Origin of the sequence: Legionella brunensis, assembly GCF_001467025.1 — a bacterium.
Taxonomy (GTDB): Bacteria; Pseudomonadota; Gammaproteobacteria; order Legionellales; family Legionellaceae; genus Tatlockia; species Tatlockia brunensis.
The window spans coordinates 75,692-95,479 of record NZ_LNXV01000004.1; the positions used below are offsets into that span (position 1 = coordinate 75,692).

Here is a 19,788-nt window from a genome sequence, read left to right on the forward strand (position 1 = left end):
AAAATTATCCCCAATATGAAGTTTTCAAGCTGGTATCACCCTCAAGCGCTCTTGATAGAAGAGAACAACAAATCCAATAACAGCTATGCCCAAGGTGACTGGAATAATACCTAAACCATAAATAAATGCTTCAGAGACCTTAATGCCACCAAAGCTATTAATTATTACGCCAATGGATGTATGGAAGGCATAGCCAAAGCTCATAATAATCATATTCGCAACAGCCGTTGTAATACCAGCAACCTGTTCGGGAACATAAGTTGAAGCCTTATAGATAGCCAGGATTTGATAAGCTGAGCATACACCCACCAGGATAAAACCTAAGATCATGCTTTGACTATTCATGTGCTGCGAAATTAATGCAAGAAAGACAATCATCATCAACAAGCCTGATCCGATTATTACGCCTAGATAATTACGGCTTTTTTCAGCAATATAGCTTAAGGCGGGAGCTCCAAAACACATCCCAATAAAAATCATGGAAGGCAAATAACTGGCAAGTGCGCGGTTATATCCATAGACTTGTCTTATAAATGCGGAACCCCAGACATCAGCAAACCCTTCCAAAGGACCTACCATTAATCCAGCCAATAGACATAAAGCAATAATGTGTCGATTAGTAACGACTTGCTTAATATCTGCTAATATGGAAGTTTTATGATTTGACTTCTCAATTTCTGGAACAATAAAATAAGTGAGAATGGCCAAAAAAACACCGAAAAGAGTAAAAATCTCCACGACTACTTTATAACCTAATGTTGCACACAGGTAACTTACAGGTCCGCCGCCATAAATTGCCCCTATAAGACCAATAGTTACTGAAAAACTAAGCATTCGAGTGAAATGCTCTTCTCTAAATCCCATACGAATTATTTTAAATGTTCCAAGAATAGCAGCTGAGGAGCCCATACCTATTAATGCTCTCCCAATCATCGGGTAAACCCAATGTTCAGCAAAAAGAATAGGTAATAGACCTATTACTGTTAGCAAGATGCAACCCGTCATTACTTTCTTAGGGCCAAAACGATCGAGCATGATGCCAATTGGTAAATGCATCAACGAATAACCAATGTAGTAAACCCCGGAAAATTGTCCAAAAACTGCAGTATCTATATGGAATTGCTGAATAAAATTATCCAGCATGATGTTGGGCATTACTCTCAAAATATACTGATAGGCATAAAACAAAGAGGCAATAATCCATAATCCCCATGCTGCTATACGTGTTATTGATTTATTCATAATTAGGCACTTCAAGAATTCGTTAAAGAAACCTACCGGAAACTGCTTCCTGGAAGGCTATAAAAGTGATTTGAAATTTAAAGATGAATGCTCCGCCTTAGCGGAGGAGATTATCAAGAAGAAAAATTATGGAAAATTGGTAGTTGCTATCGGACATCCTTAATATTCCCCATAAGTAGTAAAAAAAATTTCCAATGAAACCATAATATGCTCATTAGCTTTTTAAGTCAACTGCTTAAGATCATCAAAATTTAAAGGTCTGATAATTTCTCAAGCCGCTTTAACAAATTTTATTTAATTTAAACAAATACTATCTAAACTCTTCGCCGTAGGAGCTCCATATCTTCCGGGTTTCAAGATGATCGATGATAAGTTTAACTTTCTCTGCTTTTGAGCCCGGAACATTGGGTAAAAATTTACTGACTATGTCGGCTACTTTTCCATCTGTTAGTGCTGTTAAATGTTCACGTAAGGATCCTTCATAATAATAACCATCAAGTGCATTAATAAATGTATGGACAGCATTAATCTTATCTTCTTTCTTATGAGTTGCGAATAGACTTAACTTATCAGCACGTAAGACACGTTGCTTAATATAAGAGTCGAGTTCACTTATTAATAGTTTGCTATTTATTTTAATCTCTTCATGTATTTTGCTTGATTTTACTGGAGCAAAAAATTTAATGTTTTTGGCACTGTAAGAGTCGCTATCTGAAAATAAATAATTTTTTTCTTCTTGATGTAAAGAGGTATTTAAAGTCTTGTAATTAAAAAATAATTGACTCGCATTTTTTTGTCCATTTTCTTGGCTTAATTGAATTACGCGGTGAACAATGTAAGCATCTAATTTACCAGTAAATGGAGGAGTGTCATCTGTTCTTACCCATTGTATCTTACCGTCTTTCATAGGGAATTTCTTCTCCTTTAAAAGAGTGAAAAAATCAGGAGGTAAGATTTTATTATTTTTTAATGCATCATCAATATATACCTGCAACTGTAAGACATTAGAAACCAGGATGGCATTTTCGCAATTCTTTTTTACAAATTCCTCATATTTTGAAAAAACAGCATTGAAAACTTGCTCAATTTTCGCAGTTTCGTCTAATTTTTCCCCACCAATATTTTCATAAATAGCAAGTAAAGATCGTTTTACATGCTCAATATTCTCCTCATCTTCTTCTGTCCTCAAAGTCTGCAAAAGACAATTAAACTCTTTCTTAGCAGCTTTAATTCCTCTACTTACGTTTTTCTCATAGTCAAATGCCATTTTTCTTAGAGCATCTACCATTTCTTGAGAAAGAATAATTCCGGGATAATCTCGATGTAGTTTAGATATGGCTCCCCCAACACCTGCGATTTTTGGGCGGTTAAAAAAATCCAAAACCGGGTTAGCTTTATCTTCTAATTGACCCCCGTTGAATTTAGATGCGTTTAATAAGTCATTGAAGGCATGACCAAAATCAATTCTTGCAATCCAGGATGTGCCGTACCTTGTAATGACAAGCATGTTACCCGGATTAATATCGTGATCTCCTGAAATTGCAGAGAATGCGATCGCTTCTGCCAAGCTTTTCTTTAACTTTCTTATCTTTACGCCGTCTAGAGCAATTTGCCCTTTATCAATTTGAGAATATTGACTGGCGATAAAAGTATAGTGCTTATTTCCTTTAGCTAAAGCGATGTCAAGTTCATTCTTAACATACTCATCCAGGCCTATTACTTTATCGCCAGTCATATATTGCGAAGCTATTAATACACGTTTGCGCTTGCTATCATAAACGAGACAAATCTTCGGAACGCAGTCTTCCCCAAGTATTTCAATGCCAATAAATGCGGCAATCACCTCACCAAAGTTTTCTCTATCAGTATTGGCGGCTTTCTGTTGTCGTATAATAGAATTATCAAGAATAGATGGTTTTAATTGGTAGAATAACTCTGTTGACTCTTCTTGGACTCTAATACTCCCTGTCTTTCCTCCTGTATCTTGCGTGTTCTCTAAATCAAATTCGGTAATTAATTTCATAGTCTTTTTTGGCTTTATATTGGTTAAATTGGTTTTGTTTAAGACTATACAGGTTGTTTATTAACATAATATTAGCCATTATGATCAAAATTAGTAAAAGTTATTTATTGCCAAATGAAATAAGACTGTCTAAAGGGAGATTTATCGCATATTTCTTTTTTTAAAGCTGAAAAAATACTATGATTTTTCGTAAAAAATGAGATTTATTTCTTGGGTATTCTGTGAATGTTCTAAAATTAATTTATATGGATTTTAATGATTTTGTTTTATTTGAAAGGGATAAAATAGTTTAAAATTTAATTAATATTGATAGTTAATTTACCTGAAAATTACAGTAACTATTGGGAAGTATTTGAGTAAAATTTCAAAATTTTTCATATAAGGATTTTAAGATGGCCAAATCAATTTGGAAAGGTGAAATCTCATTTGGACTAGTTTCCATTCCTGTCTCACTAATTTCTACAGAAGAAAGCAATGAAATTCATTTTCATCTTTTAGATTCTAAAACAAAATCTCGTGTTCGTTACCAGAGAGTAAGTGAAGAAACCGGTAAAGAAGTGGCTTGGAGTGATATTGTTAAAGGTTATGAATATGACAAGGATAGTTATATCATTGTGGATGAAAAAGCCTTCGAAAAAGAAAGCCCTGATTTATTTAAAACAATTGATATTGAAGAGTTTGTTGATTTAAAAGAGATTGATACTCTTTATTTTTCAAAGCCTTATTATTTGGTTCCCGATAGTAAAAATAAAAAAGCCTACGTTCTTTTAAGAGAGGTTCTTAAAAAGACTAATAAGGTGGGGGTTGCCAAGGTTATTATTCGTACCAAAGAGTCTTTAAGCTTAATCCTTCCGCATGAACATGCGCTATTGCTTTATCTGATTCATTACAGTGATGAAATTCGTCAAGAAGAAGAGCTAAGTGTGCCTAAAGATAACATAAAGAATTACAAGGTATCTGACAAAGAAATTAAAATGGCTACTGACTTAGTCAAAGACATGACTAATAAGTGGAAGCCTGAAAAGTATCACAATGAGTATCGTGAGACACTGCAAAAATGGCTAGATCAACAAATGGCAAAAGAGGCTAAATCAGGCAAAAAAAGAGCTACACATGTTGTAAAGGACAAAGAGGCAGTGGTTGATTTTATTTCATTATTAAAGAAAAGTATGGATAAGAAAAATTTAAAAAAAGCAGTGTCTGAAAAAGTGAAAGCAGTTTCGAGGCAGAAAAAATCCTAAAAGATTTGGGCAACGGGTAGGTAAACGTGGTTCCATTTTGTCTAAGTGTAAAAAATGCAATTCCAGTTTATAATTAATACTTAGTTAATAAAAGCTTGTTATTATTAAAGTATAATATTTTTCTCGAGATAGCCATGTTAGGTGTAGCCCAGGCTCAAGAACTTTTAAGGCAAGAAAAAGCAAAGAGAGTAGAGAGATTTAAGGAGGCTGTTGATGTTTCAGCAGCAATGGACAATTGCTTTTTTCATTCCTTGGCATTGCATTTTTTAGGTAATGGGAAGCCATTTCCTGCAGAGTTATTTGCTGAAAATACCTTAGATGCTCCTGCTGTTCGTCAATTAAAACAATTGTTGCAAGAGGAAGCCTCACAACGTCTACTGACAACCTCAGCCACCCCTGATTATTTATTTGAGAAGACACTCATTTTAGGCGTGCTATTACGTAGTTGGTTTGTTCAACAATTACTTCAAAGTAAAGAAAGCCGCGAGGCTATTTTTTCTTTCCCTGGTGAAGTTTCTTCTGAGCATGACTTGCGTAGAGGTTCCTTTGTTCAAATGGTTGCTGATTATCGAGAGGCAGCATTGGCTGATGGGAAAGCCCCAGCTAGGAGGGCCGTATTTTTACTCGAAGATGTCAGTAAATCTTTGGAAAATGCCATTTTAGGGCTGCTAGAATCAGATGTTGTGAATGAACCTTTGATGTTGGCCCTAGGGCAAGCACAAGAGAAAATGACGACATCGATTGCAAACCTTAATGAGTTGCGCGCAAAGCTAAAATTCGGTAATAAAACGTTAGCACCTTCAATAGAAGCGCTTAACGAAGCTAAAAAAGAACTCGAAGGTGTGCTGAATCTTTTAAAAGATGTCAAAACAGAGCAGGCAAGGGCTATTGAAAAAATGTTACAAGAAGCTCAAACCAGCAAACTTGGTTATGATCTAACAGCAGAGGAATATAGCTTAGCTAGTTTCTTTGTGCAGGTTGAAGAGAGTTCAATCTATTTGGCAAATGCTTCTTTCTTTGATGAGAGTTTATTATCAGAAGAGGCTGAGGGAGAGTCTGACACTATTGGCAAATATTGGGAACAAAAAGGTTTTGAAAACTACTGTAAATTTCTTAGTAATCCCAGTGTGAAAATAACTTATGCCGATGTTGATTCAGTCCTTTCAAAACTTTGTTCATACGGTATTTATAATCAACAAGATGGTACAGTCATTGTTTGTGATACCAAAGAGCCAGAGATGGAATTAGCTTTGGGAGCAAAAGCAGGACATTACATATTATTGTCTACTCCGAAAACTGAGGGATTATTTAAAGAATATACCCAGCAGAAGGAGCATTATTTAACAAATAGAGAAGATTTATTAGCATTGGAAGCTCCTACCTATCCAAATACCTTCTTTGTTGAGGCGACATTTCCTAAAAGCCATCTTAAGAAAGATCCCGTGGATACATTAGTAGAAGTAGTCCCTGAATTTTTAAAAAAATTACAACCTAAAAAAGAAGAGACTCATGGCTCTTCCGAACAAGTTAAATCTACAACTACTGATGTTTCGCCGGTTGAGGCACACTCTCCTAAACAAGAACAGGGGATGCAACCGAAGGAAGATAATAAATTATCTCCTGTTGAAAGTGGTGGGTCTACACATGTAACTATCCCAAAAACTACTACTGGTATATCTCCTAGTGGTGGTGATAGCAAGTCTTCTCAAGGCGAAGATGTAAAATTAAGAGAAGAGAGGGAACGAGAAGCAAAACTGAGAGAGGAACAGGAAGCCAAGCTTAGAGAAGACCAGGACGCAAAACTGAGAGAAGAGAGGGAACGAGAAGCAAAATTGAGAGAGGAACGAGAAGCAAAATTAAGAGAGGAACGAGAGGCAAAATTAAGAGAGGAACGAGAAGCAAAATTAAGAGAGGAAAAAGATAAAAAATTACCTGAAATAAAAGATAGTCAATTAACTAATCAAAAACTCAAAGATTTTTATAAAGAGTTAACACGGTTAGAGAATAAGGTTAGTGAGCTAGAATTAAAGTCGACTAAATCTCCCGAGAAGTATCAGAATGCGGCGGTTGAGGCTAGAGCTTTACATACTAAACTCCATAAGGCATTTGCTACCTTTCTTGAAAGCCCTAAGAATGAAGCGAGTTTTACATCTTTTAGTAATGTAAGCATAAACGCAATTCATAAACATCAGGGGGTTTTAGAAAGTCATCGTAAGACGTGGGGACTTTTTAAGCAAGTTATTGGTAATATTCTCTTGGGTATTGCGGGTCTTGGTATATTTTATGGGTTTGCTTTGGCGGCTAATTATCATTCGAGTGGGCGCTATTTCTTTTTTGGTACCAAAACAGCCCAACAAGTTTCTAAAATTGAGAAGATGATTCCTGATGTAGAGGCTCCTCCTGAAATCAAAGTGAAGTAACTAAATTAGATACAGCATATGACAAGAATCTTTTATCAGTATGCTGCTTTACTTTCTGGAAAAGTGCAGTGTCTCAAGATTCGTTTAACTTTTTCTAATCCAAGTTTTCGTAGGGTATTGATGTTTTTTTGCGGAATTTCTGCAATTGAGTCATAAGCACTTATTGCTTTCTCTAGGCTTTCCTCACGTAATAAATGTATTATAGGATAGGGAGAGCGATTTGTGTAATTTGAGACATCGTCATAATCTTCATGGGAAAAACAATAATCGGGATGAAAGCTTGCTATTTGATAGATACCCACATAACCCTTTACTTCTAAAGTTTTTTCACATAGTTCAACGAAATCCAAGTAATCGAAAAAGTCATTAAATAAACAAGGGAAAATTAATAATGTGGTCTCGATTTCTCGCTGATGATCTAAGAGGTTAATCTCGGAAAAGTAATCTTTAAGTGCCGTATGAGTTTTTTTGGCTTGACTGACTTTTAGTCTTAAGCTTCCTCTTTTGATTTCTCTATTCGCAAAAGGGCATAGATTAAATTTAACCACAAAAGAGTGCAGCCATTTTTGCGTTTGTTCAACGATTAACTCCGTTTTATTGGCCATATTAGTGCGACTGAATACCCTATAAAAAACTATTAGTTTACCAGGATATCATAAAAACATAGTTAATTTGGGGATAAAGTGAGGAATAATACAGTGATGAGCATAAAGGAAAAGGGGGTATAAAAAAGGTCTATACTAAAAAGGCACTTCTTTAATGGAGTAAATCATGAAAATTCTCATGTTTTTTTTAATGTGTTTTTCAATGATTTCATATGCTTCATCGGATAATTCCTTGCAAACTTCAACAGTTAATATGAATCCTAATAATATGTTGTTACCCGCTCCATTTCCTGTTTATATTCTGGAGAACTATGGGGTAGTCAATCATCCTTATCCAGGCGCAGTACCTGCCTCTCTACCTACAGATAATAGTTATACAGATGCACCAGGCTGTTATATTGCTTGCTACTCTCATTTTAAAGGAGTGTATCCGGTCTCTCCAGCCATTTACGTTATGGGACAAATTAGGGTAAGAGGACAATACCTTGACCGTGTATGCCAGCCAGAGGGCTATGTAAACAAGGATATCAGCGCTGCCGATAAATTTAAGCAATTGTGTTCACAAAAAATCTCAAGTTGCAAAAATATAGAATGTTGGGCTGGTGGAGATACTGGCGGATGGTTTGGCATTCAATAGCGGATGCTAATCCTCTGTCAAGAATTTTATTTCCTCCATCATCGCTGCAATTCTAGCTTGAAGGTATTGGTCATTTTTAGCTAATAATTTGGCTTGTTTTAGTTGTCGCATGGCATCCCGTTTACGTCCTTGCAGTAGCTGACATTGGGCTTCAGTAAAATAGGCATAATCTTTGTGGCGAGAGGCTGCTTGTGCTTGCGCCAAAGTTTCGCAAAGAGGTAAGTCCCTTTTAAATTGCCTGGAACCTTTTAACAAAACACTTGCAGCTTTCTCTGCTTTACCGGCAGATAATAAACTTTGAGCATAAGCCATGAGTGCTGCATAGTTTTCAGGATAATTTGCCTGTAAATTGTTGAGCCTTGTTATAGCGGCATCAAATTGTCGGTTGCCAGTTTCAGCTTGTGCCATGGCAATTTGATAAAAAAGATTGTCTTGATCTTGCCTGAGTAAAGACTCTGAGCGTGTTTGTGCTTGTTGATATTGATTAATGCTAAGTAAGGCCAAGACATAACCGTATTGACAGGCTACACCACTGTTTTTGTTGTGACATTGATGTTGATAATAATCGATTAATTGTTTGTTATTATTGGCTACAGCAACGCGAACTAATTCTTTAAATAAACGATAATTAAGTGTTTCAGGCACCTTTTTTACCGTGGTGCGGGTTGTACGATTTTCTGCCTCAGCGATACGATCTTCATCAAGGGGGTGAGTTCTTAAGATTGCTGGAATATTGGCTGTATAATAATAGCGAGAGTTCTCTTGCATTTTTTTGAAAAAATTAGCCATACCTCGAGGGTCAAAACCAGCTTTAATTAGCATATCAATACCAATGCGATCTGCTTCTTTTTCATTCGCACGCGTAAAATTAATATTATCCTGAGCAAAGCCACTTAATGTGGCCATTAATGCCCCACTTCCTAGCGTAGGATTGACTACTCCCAAAGCCGCTGATGCTAATAAAGAAGCCAGCATAGGGATGCGCATTTGTTTTTCATGTTGAATCATCTGGTAGAGATGATGAAGGCGGACGTGAGCAATTTCATGTGCCATGACAGCAGCCAACTCACTCTCATTGGCTGTGGCAAGGATCAGTTGAGTATTAATGCCAATATAGCCACCTGGTCCCGCAAAAGCATTGATTTCATTGGATTTTACAATGAAGAAATAAGGCGTAGGGATATGTGCATACCGTGCAAGCTTTCGTCCCAAATGGTTAATGTATTGATTAGCTAAAGGATTGCGTTCGATGCTATCCGATTGGTTAATCAGTTGAATAAACTCTTTTTCCAGTTCTTCCAATTCACGTGTTGAGTAAGGTGAAAGCGCAAAAGTATTAAAAGAAAAGCTTTGTAGAATAAGGAGAATACATGCCATCCAACAGGTAGCGCTTCTAGAGAAAACTTGTCGTTTAAAATAGCGCAATAGGTTCATAAGCCTACTCAGAGTTAAAAGACACGTAATGTTGATACTAATACACAAGAATCGGTTAGTATAGGGGTACGGGGAGTAATGAAGCGACCAACCGACTTAAGGATTTTTCTTAGATTCAAATACGAATCAATACGTAAACAAAAACCGAACTAAATGTCTTAATTTTTACTTAATATTTAATTGATACAATATTAATCAATTTGATTTATATTTGATCGGTAAAATATGGCCAAGATAAAAGTACACGTTTTAAATTTTCATAGCATTTTCTCCCATATTGAAATTGTGCTCGAAAATACCTCAACTGAACCGCATACATATTATGGTGTCAATCGATGGGAAGAACCCATAGATAAATGGAGTATAGGTGGTCCTAAACAATATATTGAGCAGGCTAGCTCCACATATAGCTTTGATATTGAAGCTAATTCTGATGAAATTACAAAGAGGTGGAGAAAATATTGGTTGGATACATGGAATGACGCCAGCATTTTAGGTAAAAACTGTGCAGTGGCAGCACAGTGGTTTTTAACAGAATTTGCAGGTATTCCAAAACCCAGTTTATCAAATGTTAGTTGGAACCATCTTATTTTTGGCATTGTTTGGCCAAGTTTTCTCCTTTGTCCTGTAACCCTTCCGGGTCGTATTATGTCTAATGCTAAATTCCATATCGAAGCAAGGGACAACCCGGAAATAGCAAATCAATATTCTCGGTTATTTTTATATACGAGTATGTCTCTTGCAACACTGGTGTTTGCAGCATCAGTTTTTGCTCTTACTGTTGCTGCTACAATTTTAAGTGGTGGAATTGCGGCGCTTGCCATAAGTGGATGTGCTGCTGTGGGTATAGCAAGTACCTATGGCTTTTTTAAAGCCCATAACATATTATCGGCAAAAAATATCTCAGGTGAGCTGAAGAAAACAGATGAACGCTGCCCAATTAAAGACGATCTAATGTCATATCAAGAAGAAAATTTGAATTTCTCTGCGAGCTAGGCACTTACTTGATCTTAATTTTTTAGATGTTAAGACCCTCTTTGCTACAAGCGATAGATTGTCGTTTTATGTACATTAAACGTTTTCGCTACTTCACTAACCGATTTTCCCTCCCCTAATAAACGCTGAGCAAGAAACTTCTGCTCTTCGTTCATTTTTTCTGGTCTACCAAAGCGAACTCCACGTTTAATGGCAGCAATCCGGCCTGCACTGGTTCGTTCACGAATCAAATCACGCTCAAATTCAGCAATGCCTGCAAATACTGTCATAATCATTTTCCCTGCATGAGAAGTTGTATCAGCCCAAGGCTCAGAAAGCGGGCGAAATGAAGCCTCAGTTATTCTTATTTTTTCCACTAATTCCAGTAAGTGATGAGTAGAGCGAGCTAATCTATCGAGCTTCCAAACGACTACTTCATCATTTGGGCGTAATTGATCAAGGAGACGTTGTAATTCTGGACGCACCCTTTTTGCCCCAGAAATTTTTTCTTGAAAAATACGACTACATCCAGCCTCTTTCAAAGCAGTTAACTGTAACTCCAGGTTTTGCTCAATAGTATACCATAGAATGCTAATCATATGATCCGCAGGGAGGGTAATTGCATAAAAGTGCTAGAGTCTCAATTTAATCTCTTGGTAGAGGGGGTAGATCCCAATCTTGGGCTACTCAAAAATTGAATAATTTGTTAACATATTCTGATTTTTAATTATTGATTTAACTATGCACAACTACTTTATGCTGGCTGCCCTCGAACAAGCCTGGCTCGGACGGGGTACTTGTGCGCCAAATCCAAGTGTTGGTGCTGTTGTGGTACACAACGGCGAAATTATAGCGCGTGCCTGGCATCAGGGAGCAGGAAGCCCGCATGCGGAGCAGCTGGTATTAGAACAAGTTCCAGAAGGAATAGGCGATCTTATTCTCTATGTGACTTTAGAGCCCTGTAATCACTGGGGTAGAACGCCTCCTTGTGTCTCAACAATTATTCGCCATAAGGTTACACAGGTAATATATGGTTTCTCTGATCCCAATCCTGTCGTTGCTGCCAATAACACACCAGAGCTTTTGCAGAGGGCAGGAATTGAGACTAGGTATTTTCCAGTACCAGAAATTGAGCGTTTTTATCAAAGCTATCGTTATTGGACATTAACCAAAAAGCCTTGGGTCACAGCAAAAATGGCTCAATCTTTAGATGGTAAAATTGCCGGAGTAAATGGCGAGCGACGCCACCTATCAAATTCAGCTTGCGCTGAGTTTACTCATCAAAATCGCTTATATACGGATATTATCCTCACTACAGAGAAAACTATTTCCAGGGATAATCCACTGCTTAATGTTCGGCTTCAGGATAAGGTAAACAGCAAGCCTCTTGCTATTTTGGATAGTCAATTAACACTGGGAAGAGAAGCCAAGATTTTTACCGGTGCAAAACATTGTCATATTTTTCACAATGAAAGTTGTGCGGTAGAGAATCCTTTTCCTAATTGTAGTTATCATGCAGTACCCATTAAAAATGGTTTATTGGATTTAACTGCAGTGTTAAGTGAGTTGGGACGGCTCGGGTTTCATGATGTATGGGTCGAAGCCGGTGGAATTTTATTTTCAGCACTGCACCGAGAAAATTTAGTGCAGCGTACTTATCTTTATCTGGTGCCTGATATTTTGGGTGATAATACTACTCCAGCATTTCATGGTGATTCTATCTTTACCCAAAAGAAGAACGTTTCATGGCAAGTGAAAGATGACAATGTAATCGCATGCTTCGATTGGCAGGGGGATTTATGTTTACAGGATTAATTGAGGGGTGTGGTGAGGTTATAGCCAATATTAAAGGTGAAATTGCTAATAGGCTGCTGATTAAATCTCCTTTTAATCAATTGCAAGCTGGTGAAAGTATTGCTGTAAACGGAGTATGCCTAACATTACTTCCTGAGTGTGATAATCATCTTATGTTTGATGTATCTCCAGAAACGTTATCATTGACTACGTTAGATCAATTGCAGACAGGTGATTTTGTTAATTTGGAACGCGCAATGTCAGCTTCGTCACGTTTTGGTGGTCACTATGTAAGTGGACATGTCGATACCACTTGTAGTCTAAAAAAAATACAAACAATCGGTGAATATATAGAAATAACAGTAGGTGATTTTGCAGTTTGTGCTAGCATGTACCTTTTGCCAAAAGGTAGTATCACGCTTGAGGGGGTAAGTCTCACAATCAATAAAATTATTGGAGAAGATATTCAGTTAATGCTAGTGCCGCATACTCTGGCAAAAACTACCTTGGGACAATTTAAGCCCGGGCAAAGGCTAAATGTGGAATTTGATTATTTGACTCGTATCGTAGCACACCAGCTCAGGATTGCGGGGCAATTGAAAGAAGAGGTTGAAGTATGACAAGTCCTTTTGCAACCATTGAGCAAGCGATTGAAACATTAAAAGCCGGTCGCATGATTATTTTAATGGATGATGAAAATCGTGAGAACGAAGGTGATTTGGTAATAGCTGCACAACATGTGACGGCGGATGTTATTAATTTTATGGCTCGTTTTGGCCGTGGACTTATATGTTTGCCGATGGCTCAAACATTAATTAATAAATTGCAATTACCATTAATGGCCAATAATAATCGTTCCCCTTATGGAACTGCATTTACAGTGTCAATTGAAGCGGCAAATGGCGTTTCCACAGGAATTTCAGCAAATGATCGCGCTCATACGATTAAAGTTGCTATTGATTCTGCCACAGGCCCAAATGATATTGTTTCTCCAGGACATGTGTTTCCATTATCTGCCAAACCACGTGGTGTATTAGAGCGACCGGGACAAACAGAAGGAAGTGTTGATTTAGCTACCCTTGCCGGACTTACACCTGCTGCCGTCATTTGTGAAATTATTAATGATGATGGAACCATGAGTCGTCGAGAAGAGTTGGCACGTTTTTCCAAGGAACATAATATCCCAATGGTAACTATTAAAGATTTAATTGATTACCGTATTCGTCACGAGAAATTAGTAGAGGAAATTGCAACTACAAGGCTACCATTGCACGATTATGGCGATTTTTCTATGACTGCTTTTGAAAATGCTCTTGATAATGCAGAACATTTTGCATTAGTGAAATCTCCAAAAATTCCTAATCAAGTACCCTTGGTTCGCATTCACTCTGAATGTATTACCGGTGATGTTTTTGGTTCTTGTAAGTGTGATTGTGGTGCACAATTAAGACAGTCATTAAAAATGATTGCTGAGGAGGGAGGAGTGTTAGTTTATTTACGTCAAGAAGGACGTGGTATTGGTTTGGCGAATAAATTAAAAGCTTATGCCTTACAAGAGCAAGGTTACGATACGGTAGAAGCAAACTTACAGTTAGGTTTTCCTGCTGATAATCGTGAATATGCTGTAGCATTTCAAATATTAAAGCATTTGGGGATGGATGCTGTTAGGTTATTAACTAATAACCCTAAAAAAGTGGAAGCAATTGAAAAATATGGCTTTAAAGTCATCGAGCGTATTCCTTTGATGATGCACCCCACTCATGAAAATCGAGATTATTTAAAAACTAAAAAACAGAAACTGGGTCATTTATTGACTATCGATTAGGTAGAGCTATGAGACATATTGCTGTTAATTCTAGTGAAGTTGTAAATTCTTTCCCACTAGCCATTGTGGTTAGTCGTTTTAATCAAGCTGTTACACAAGAGCTGCAACGAGGCGCATTGGAGAGGCTAAAGGAACGTGGTATTAGAACGGAAGATATTATTGTTGTAGAAGTTCCTGGGGCTATAGAAATCTCTTTGATTGCCAAGCGCTTGGCCGTGAGTAAGCAAGTTAAGGCAATTATAGCTTTGGGCGCTGTTATACGTGGTGAAACGAGCCATTATGATTATGTTTGTGAACAAGTCAGTAATGGTTGTCAGCGAGTGGCATTGGATTATGATATTCCGGTAATTTTTGGGGTATTAACCACTGAAAATGATGCACAAGCATGGGATCGTCTTGGTGGTGATCATGGGCATAAAGGTCGTGATGCAGCTGATTGTGCCATTGAAATGCATCAAATCAGCGCTGAACTTGAGCATCTTATCCGATAATCTAGCCATAATTAACGGACCCCGCGGGATCTAGGGGTTTATGTTATTAATTTGCTTAATCTTCTACTAAGTCTTTCAGGCAAAGGCTTTTTTATCAGATAATCGCAAAATGGTATGTAAAATATGTGTTATTTCTGTTCGTCTTTTGTTACAATAAAACCCCGTTTATATGCGATTTTTATTTGTTCACCAAAAGCGATGGTGTAGCATTCCAAACGGGGTCATCTATGACAAATTATATTTTCATCACTGGCGGGGTTGTTTCTTCACTTGGGAAAGGTATAGCCTCTGCTTCTCTAGCAGCAATTCTTGAAGCACGCGGTTTAAGCGTTACCTTAATTAAACTCGATCCTTATATCAATGTTGATCCAGGTACTATGAGCCCGTTTCAACATGGGGAAGTGTTTGTAACTCACGATGGCGCCGAAACAGATCTTGATCTAGGGCATTACGAGCGTTTTGTGCGCTCTACAATGACTAAACGTAATAATTTCACTTCAGGTAAAATCTATGAGACGGTTATCAAAAAAGAACGTCGCGGTGATTACCTTGGTGGAACTGTACAAGTTATCCCTCATATCACTAATGAAATTAAACGTTCAATCAAGCAAGGTGCTGATGGATTTGATGTTGCTATGATTGAAATTGGGGGGACTGTTGGAGACATTGAATCTCTGCCATTTTTAGAGGCAATTCGTCAAATGCGTATAGAATTAGGCGCTCAGCGTGCTTTATTTATCCATCTGACTTTAGTTCCGTATATTGCAGCTTCTGGTGAAACCAAAACAAAACCAACCCAGCACTCCGTTAAAGAATTACGCTCTATAGGTATACAGCCTGATATTTTAATTTGCCGTTCGGAAAAGCCACTTTCCTTAAGTGATAGAGCTAAGATTGCTTTGTTTACGAATGTGGAAAAAGAAGGGGTAATTTCTCTGCAAGATGCTAAAAGTATCTATCAGATTCCTATGATTCTTCATGAGCAAGGTTTGGATGAAATCGTTGTAAGAAAAATGGCTTTAAATGTAAGGCCTGCTGATTTAAGTGAATGGCAAAAAGTGGCGGATGCACAAGCGGTACAAACAATGACTGTTAAAGTTGGTATGGTGGGTAAATATACCGAATTAAATGATGCGTATAAATCAATTAATGAGGCGCTAAGCCATGCAGGTATTCATACCCAAACCAAAGTTGAAATTGTTTATATTGATGCTGAACTGATTGAAAAGCACGGAGTAGAGTTACTATCCACTATAGATGCTCTCCTAATACCGGGTGGATTTGGTGAGCGGGGTATAGAAGGTAAGATTAAAGCGATTCAACATGCACGCGAAGAAAAAGTTCCATTTTTAGGGATTTGCTTAGGAATGCAAACTGCTGTGATTGAGTTTGCTCGCAATGTGGCAGGGCTAACTGGCGCTAATTCGACTGAGTTTGATAAATCTACTCCGTATCCTGTTATTGGTTTAATTAGTGAGTGGATGGAGGCAGATGGCAAAATTAATTTGCGGAATGAAAATTCAGACTTAGGTGGCACTATGCGTCTAGGCGCACAGCTTTGTCATTTAGAAACAAGTTCTTTAGCTCATAAGATTTACAAAAAACCACAAATTATCGAACGACATCGCCATCGATATGAAGTAAATAACCAATTCCTTGAGTCGTTAGTGCAACATGGCTTAATCATCTCAGGACGCTCTGCTGATGGTAGTCTGGTTGAGGTGATTGAGTTGCAAGATCATCCATGGTTCGTTGCTTGTCAATTTCACCCAGAATTCACTTCAACCCCGCGTGATGGGCATCCACTTTTCGAGCAATTCGTATTGGCTGCTCGCAAAGCGCATCAACAAAAGGAGAATGTATGAAATTATGCGGTTTTGAAGTAGGTATTAGCTCGCCCTTATTTTTAATTGCAGGGCCTTGTGTCATTGAAAGTGAAGCTCTTGCTTTAGAAACGGCGGGCTATTTGAAAGAATTATGTGCGCAACTTAAACTGCCTTTTATTTATAAGTCTTCCTTTGATAAAGCAAATCGCTCATCCTTAACCAGTTACAGAGGACCTGGATTTGAAAAAGGATTAATGATTTTAGAAAAAGTAAAAGAGCAAGTTGGTGTCCCAGTATTAACTGATGTACATGAAGATACTCCTTTATTTGAAGTTGCAAGTGTTGTTGATGTACTACAAACCCCCGCTTTTTTATGCCGTCAGACTAATTTCATCCAGAAAGTTGCGGCAATGAATAAGCCTGTAAATATTAAAAAAGGACAATTTTTAGCACCTTGGGAAATGAAGCATGTTGTTACTAAAGCGAAAGCCTGTGGCAATGAGCAAATCATGGTGTGTGAAAGAGGGGTAAGTTTTGGCTACAACAACTTAGTTTCTGATATGCGCTCCTTACAGATCATGCGTGAAACCGGGTGTCCTGTTGTCTATGATGCAACTCATTCAGTGCAATTACCAGGGGGAAATAATGGAGTATCTGGCGGGCAAAGAGAGTTTGTCCCAGTCTTGGCGAGGGCTGCAGTTGCCGCGGGTATTGCTGGTATTTTTATGGAAACGCATCCTGATCCGGATAAGGCCTTGAGTGATGGCCCAAATAGTTGGCCACTTGATAAAATCAAGCCTCTACTAGAAAGCTTGATAGCGATTGATAAGGTGGTTAAATCTAGCTCTGATTTTTAAATACTAGCTCCCGTATGGAGCCATGGTGAAGTACGGGAATAAACTAGCGATACTCTGTTTCTGTAATTTTTTAAAATTTGTAGTGGGATTGTTTTATTGAAATAGAGTGCTTGACTTGGCGGAGAGGCAGGGATTCGAACCCTGGGAAGGTTGCCCTTCAACGGTTTTCAAGACCGCCGCTTTCGACCGCTCAGCCACCTCTCCGATAGGGCAGAAATATATATCAACACTGACTTCAATGCAAATGATTTTTAAATTAAAAAGACATCTTTTCTAATCATCAATTCATGTCTACAGTTTATTAGTTACTAGAGAGATATATACCCAAGATACTTCAAAATGTTATTTTTTTATCTATCGTTTTTTCTTCTTGAGAAGTTTTAAAGGCTCGCAATAGGGCTTGCTATTACTCGATTTCTGAGGAAAAAATCAAGTCGACTAAAACATAGCATTTTGAAGTATCTTGGGTATAATGTGCCCATTTGTGATTAGAGCAGTTTTCAATTAACAACGATGTAACCTTTTGTTGATATTGCATCTTCAATGTGCGAATCAAATCGGCATAATTAACCGTAAGGCAAAAGCATTAATGTAAATTGGTAAAAGCCCTAATAATGGCGTTCATAATTATAGGTGTGTTAGATGAAACGAATTCAAGCGCTGCTTCTTATTAGTCTTTTTTTGTCTTTAACTGCTTGTAAATGGTGGGGTAAAGATGATGACGATTATAATCCTTATCAAGGAATGACTGCTAAACAGTTATTAACTGAGTCAGAAAAGGCAATAGCGAAAGAGCAATATGACAGTGCTACTAAACGCCTTGAGGCAATGGAGTCAATGTATCCTTTTAGCGACTATGCTGAAAAAGCACAAATGGATTTAATTTATGCTTACTATAAAAAGGATGATTTTGCTTCTGCTGCAGCGACAGCCGAGCGCTTTATTCATCTGTACCCGCGCTCCAGAAACGTTGATTATGCATATTACATGAAAGGGCTTGCTAATTTTCAGCAGCCACGAGGGGCTTTTTCTAATAAATTACCTTTGGATGAGTCATGGCGTGACCCCGGAACGCAAGCACAAGCCTATTCGGATTTTGCCACCTTAGTGCAGAAATTCCCTGAGAGCCCTTATAAAGCCAATGCCTTACAAAGAATGATTTACTTAAGAAATATGTTTGCCCAGCGTGAACTGAATACATCTAAATACTATTATGAACGAAAGATGTATGTAGCAGCTGCTGAGCGTGCCAGCTTTTTAGTCAAAAATTACCCGCAAGCTCCGAGTGCACAACAAGCTTTGGCCATTATGTATCACGCCAATAAGGCAATGGGATTAAACAAGGCTGCAGATGATGCTTTGGCCGTCTACCAGGCGACTTATCACAAACAGCCACCGAGTATGATTGTTCAATAGAAAACGTAATCTTTAAGGGAAGCAAGATGAGCCGTATTGGCATTAGCTAATACGGCTATTTTTTGCATTAGGCAGTACATGCTTCTATAAGTGGTGCTTTTTCTTCTTGAGGATGTTTGTTTAATCCAGCAAGTAAGTCGTCGATTAGGGCACGTAGCTCTCCATGAAGCAAGGTTAATGCGGCATCCCTTTGTTGATATTCTTCTTCCAATTGGCGAATTTCATCAAATTCATCGATTAAATAATCCAAGCTTTTCAGACGCTTAAATGTTAAATCATGGGTTAAAGTAAATTGAATACGCTCATTCCATATCAATGAAATTTCAGCAGCAGCCAAACCTTGTGATAATAAAGTTAAAATTTCTTCGGCAGGCAATTCATAACCTTTACAATTTACCCGTTTCTTTTCATCGTCCAATGAGAAAAGCAGGCAATCAGAGGCTAACTGAAACGAAGCAGGGAGCAGGGAGGGATTGCTGATCCATTGAGCAAAACGCATTGCCAAATTTTCTTGATAAGCAATAGGTTCTATCTGAATACCTGGGATTGATTTTCGTAATAAGGAGGTAAGCTGGGAAGCTTGATTGTTACTGGCTGCATTTACAATCAAGCGATTACTCATCGTATCGAGTAAAGCGAACATCTGCTTTTGTACACAAAAAGACTTCGGTAATAATTCAAACTCCAGATCCTCAGCAAGCTGTGAGCGCTCTGCACGTTTTACAGTTCGTTGTTGTTGTGTTTCCAAGGCTTGAATACGTTCTGCTAGTAAGCGTTTAATAACCCCGCGAGGAAGAATTCTTTCCTCTTTACCTAAACAGATGAGAGAGCAACCTGCGACTTCCTGGACAAGCTCATCAGCATAAGCAGGTAACCAACCATAGACAAATCTTGCATGAGGGGGGCAGGGTTTTAAGGCGTCTTCGGCTAAAGCACTTGTTAAATCGACGGCTTCTTTGAACTCATAATGATAGATAAGGGCATTGTTAAACCACATAGGAC

The 19,788-nt window shown here is 37.9% G+C and carries 17 protein-coding genes and 1 tRNA gene; 11 read left to right on the forward strand and 7 right to left on the reverse strand.

All coding sequences use genetic code 11. The features are described 5' to 3' along the window. Positions 1-24: 24 nt before the first annotated feature. Together Lbru_RS01980 and Lbru_RS01985 are read right to left on the reverse strand one after the other, a co-directional pair. Entirely contained in the window at positions 25-1,242 is a 1,218-nt protein-coding gene (locus Lbru_RS01980) for an MFS transporter (RefSeq protein WP_058440510.1), read from the reverse strand. A 310-nt stretch (positions 1,243-1,552) separates the two neighbouring features. Beyond that, positions 1,553-3,265, reverse strand: a complete 1,713-nt coding sequence (locus tag Lbru_RS01985; RefSeq protein ID WP_058440511.1) for a hypothetical protein — start codon at positions 3,263-3,265, stop codon at positions 1,553-1,555. 392 nt (positions 3,266-3,657) lie between these two features. Here Lbru_RS01985 and ku point away from each other — a divergent pair, with 392 nt between their 5' ends. Both ku and Lbru_RS01995 read left to right on the forward strand, forming a co-directional pair. Next, positions 3,658-4,506: a non-homologous end joining protein Ku gene (gene ku, locus Lbru_RS01990; RefSeq protein WP_058440512.1), complete on the forward strand. Its 849-nt coding sequence runs from the start codon at positions 3,658-3,660 to the stop codon at positions 4,504-4,506. Positions 4,507-4,640: 134 nt separating this feature from the next. Further along, positions 4,641-6,926, forward strand: coding sequence for a hypothetical protein (locus Lbru_RS01995; RefSeq protein ID WP_058440513.1), 2,286 nt, complete (start codon positions 4,641-4,643; stop codon positions 6,924-6,926). 35 nt (positions 6,927-6,961) lie between these two features. Here Lbru_RS01995 and Lbru_RS02000 read toward each other — a convergent pair whose 3' ends face one another. Then, positions 6,962-7,531 carry a DUF1415 domain-containing protein gene (locus Lbru_RS02000; protein ID WP_058440514.1) on the reverse strand — a complete coding sequence of 190 codons (570 nt, stop codon included), beginning with the start codon at positions 7,529-7,531 and terminating at the stop codon, positions 6,962-6,964. A gap of 202 nt (positions 7,532-7,733) precedes the next feature. Between Lbru_RS02000 and Lbru_RS02005 the strand changes: the two genes are divergently transcribed. Beyond that, positions 7,734-8,168, forward strand: coding sequence for a hypothetical protein (locus Lbru_RS02005; protein ID WP_420795299.1), 435 nt, complete (start codon positions 7,734-7,736; stop codon positions 8,166-8,168). Between the two features lie 6 nt (positions 8,169-8,174). On the opposite strand, the gene Lbru_RS02010 is transcribed toward Lbru_RS02005, so the two are convergent. Then, entirely contained in the window at positions 8,175-9,545 is a 1,371-nt protein-coding gene (locus tag Lbru_RS02010) for a M48 family metalloprotease (protein WP_058440852.1), read from the reverse strand. 282 nt (positions 9,546-9,827) lie between these two features. Here Lbru_RS02010 and Lbru_RS02015 point away from each other — a divergent pair, with 282 nt between their 5' ends. Then, positions 9,828-10,598 carry a hypothetical protein gene (locus tag Lbru_RS02015; protein ID WP_058440515.1) on the forward strand — a complete coding sequence of 257 codons (771 nt, stop codon included), beginning with the start codon at positions 9,828-9,830 and terminating at the stop codon, positions 10,596-10,598. Positions 10,599-10,642: 44 nt separating this feature from the next. On the opposite strand, the gene Lbru_RS02020 is transcribed toward Lbru_RS02015, so the two are convergent. Continuing rightward, on the reverse strand, positions 10,643-11,176 hold the full coding sequence (locus tag Lbru_RS02020) for a recombinase family protein (RefSeq protein ID WP_058440516.1): 534 nt from the start codon (positions 11,174-11,176) through the stop codon (positions 10,643-10,645). A gap of 142 nt (positions 11,177-11,318) precedes the next feature. Between Lbru_RS02020 and ribD the strand changes: the two genes are divergently transcribed. The 6 genes from ribD (at position 11,319) to kdsA (ending at position 17,370) form a co-directional block, all read left to right on the forward strand. Further along, positions 11,319-12,392: a bifunctional diaminohydroxyphosphoribosylaminopyrimidine deaminase/5-amino-6-(5-phosphoribosylamino)uracil reductase RibD gene (gene ribD, locus Lbru_RS02025; RefSeq protein ID WP_058440517.1), complete on the forward strand. Its 1,074-nt coding sequence runs from the start codon at positions 11,319-11,321 to the stop codon at positions 12,390-12,392. Then, positions 12,377-12,991: a riboflavin synthase gene (locus Lbru_RS02030; RefSeq protein WP_058440518.1), complete on the forward strand. Its 615-nt coding sequence runs from the start codon at positions 12,377-12,379 to the stop codon at positions 12,989-12,991. Before ribD ends, Lbru_RS02030 begins: the two co-directional genes overlap by 16 nt. Next, positions 12,988-14,196 (forward strand): bifunctional 3,4-dihydroxy-2-butanone-4-phosphate synthase/GTP cyclohydrolase II, encoded by a 1,209-nt coding sequence (locus Lbru_RS02035; RefSeq protein ID WP_058440519.1) that lies wholly within the window; start codon positions 12,988-12,990, stop codon positions 14,194-14,196. The genes Lbru_RS02030 and Lbru_RS02035 overlap by 4 nt, the downstream gene beginning before the upstream one ends. Before the next feature lie 8 nt (positions 14,197-14,204). After that, on the forward strand, positions 14,205-14,687 hold the full coding sequence (ribH, locus tag Lbru_RS02040) for a 6,7-dimethyl-8-ribityllumazine synthase (RefSeq protein WP_058440520.1): 483 nt from the start codon (positions 14,205-14,207) through the stop codon (positions 14,685-14,687). A 227-nt stretch (positions 14,688-14,914) separates the two neighbouring features. After that, positions 14,915-16,552: a CTP synthase gene (locus Lbru_RS02045; RefSeq protein WP_058440521.1), complete on the forward strand. Its 1,638-nt coding sequence runs from the start codon at positions 14,915-14,917 to the stop codon at positions 16,550-16,552. Then, the gene (gene kdsA / locus Lbru_RS02050) at positions 16,549-17,370 is read left to right on the forward strand and encodes a 3-deoxy-8-phosphooctulonate synthase (protein WP_058440522.1); all 822 of its coding nucleotides are present in this window, start codon (positions 16,549-16,551) and stop codon (positions 17,368-17,370) included. Before Lbru_RS02045 ends, kdsA begins: the two co-directional genes overlap by 4 nt. A 116-nt stretch (positions 17,371-17,486) precedes the next feature. Here the strand turns inward: kdsA and Lbru_RS02055 are convergent. Next, positions 17,487-17,574: transfer RNA gene (locus Lbru_RS02055), tRNA-Ser, on the reverse strand. Positions 17,575-18,012: 438 nt separating this feature from the next. On the opposite strand from Lbru_RS02055, the gene Lbru_RS02060 reads away from it, so the two are divergent. After that, positions 18,013-18,786, forward strand: coding sequence for an outer membrane protein assembly factor BamD (locus tag Lbru_RS02060; RefSeq protein ID WP_058440523.1), 774 nt, complete (start codon positions 18,013-18,015; stop codon positions 18,784-18,786). A gap of 67 nt (positions 18,787-18,853) precedes the next feature. Here the strand turns inward: Lbru_RS02060 and Lbru_RS02065 are convergent, their stop codons facing one another. After that, positions 18,854-19,783, reverse strand: coding sequence for a recombination-associated protein RdgC (locus Lbru_RS02065; protein ID WP_058440524.1), 930 nt, complete (start codon positions 19,781-19,783; stop codon positions 18,854-18,856). Positions 19,784-19,788 lie beyond the last annotated feature (5 nt).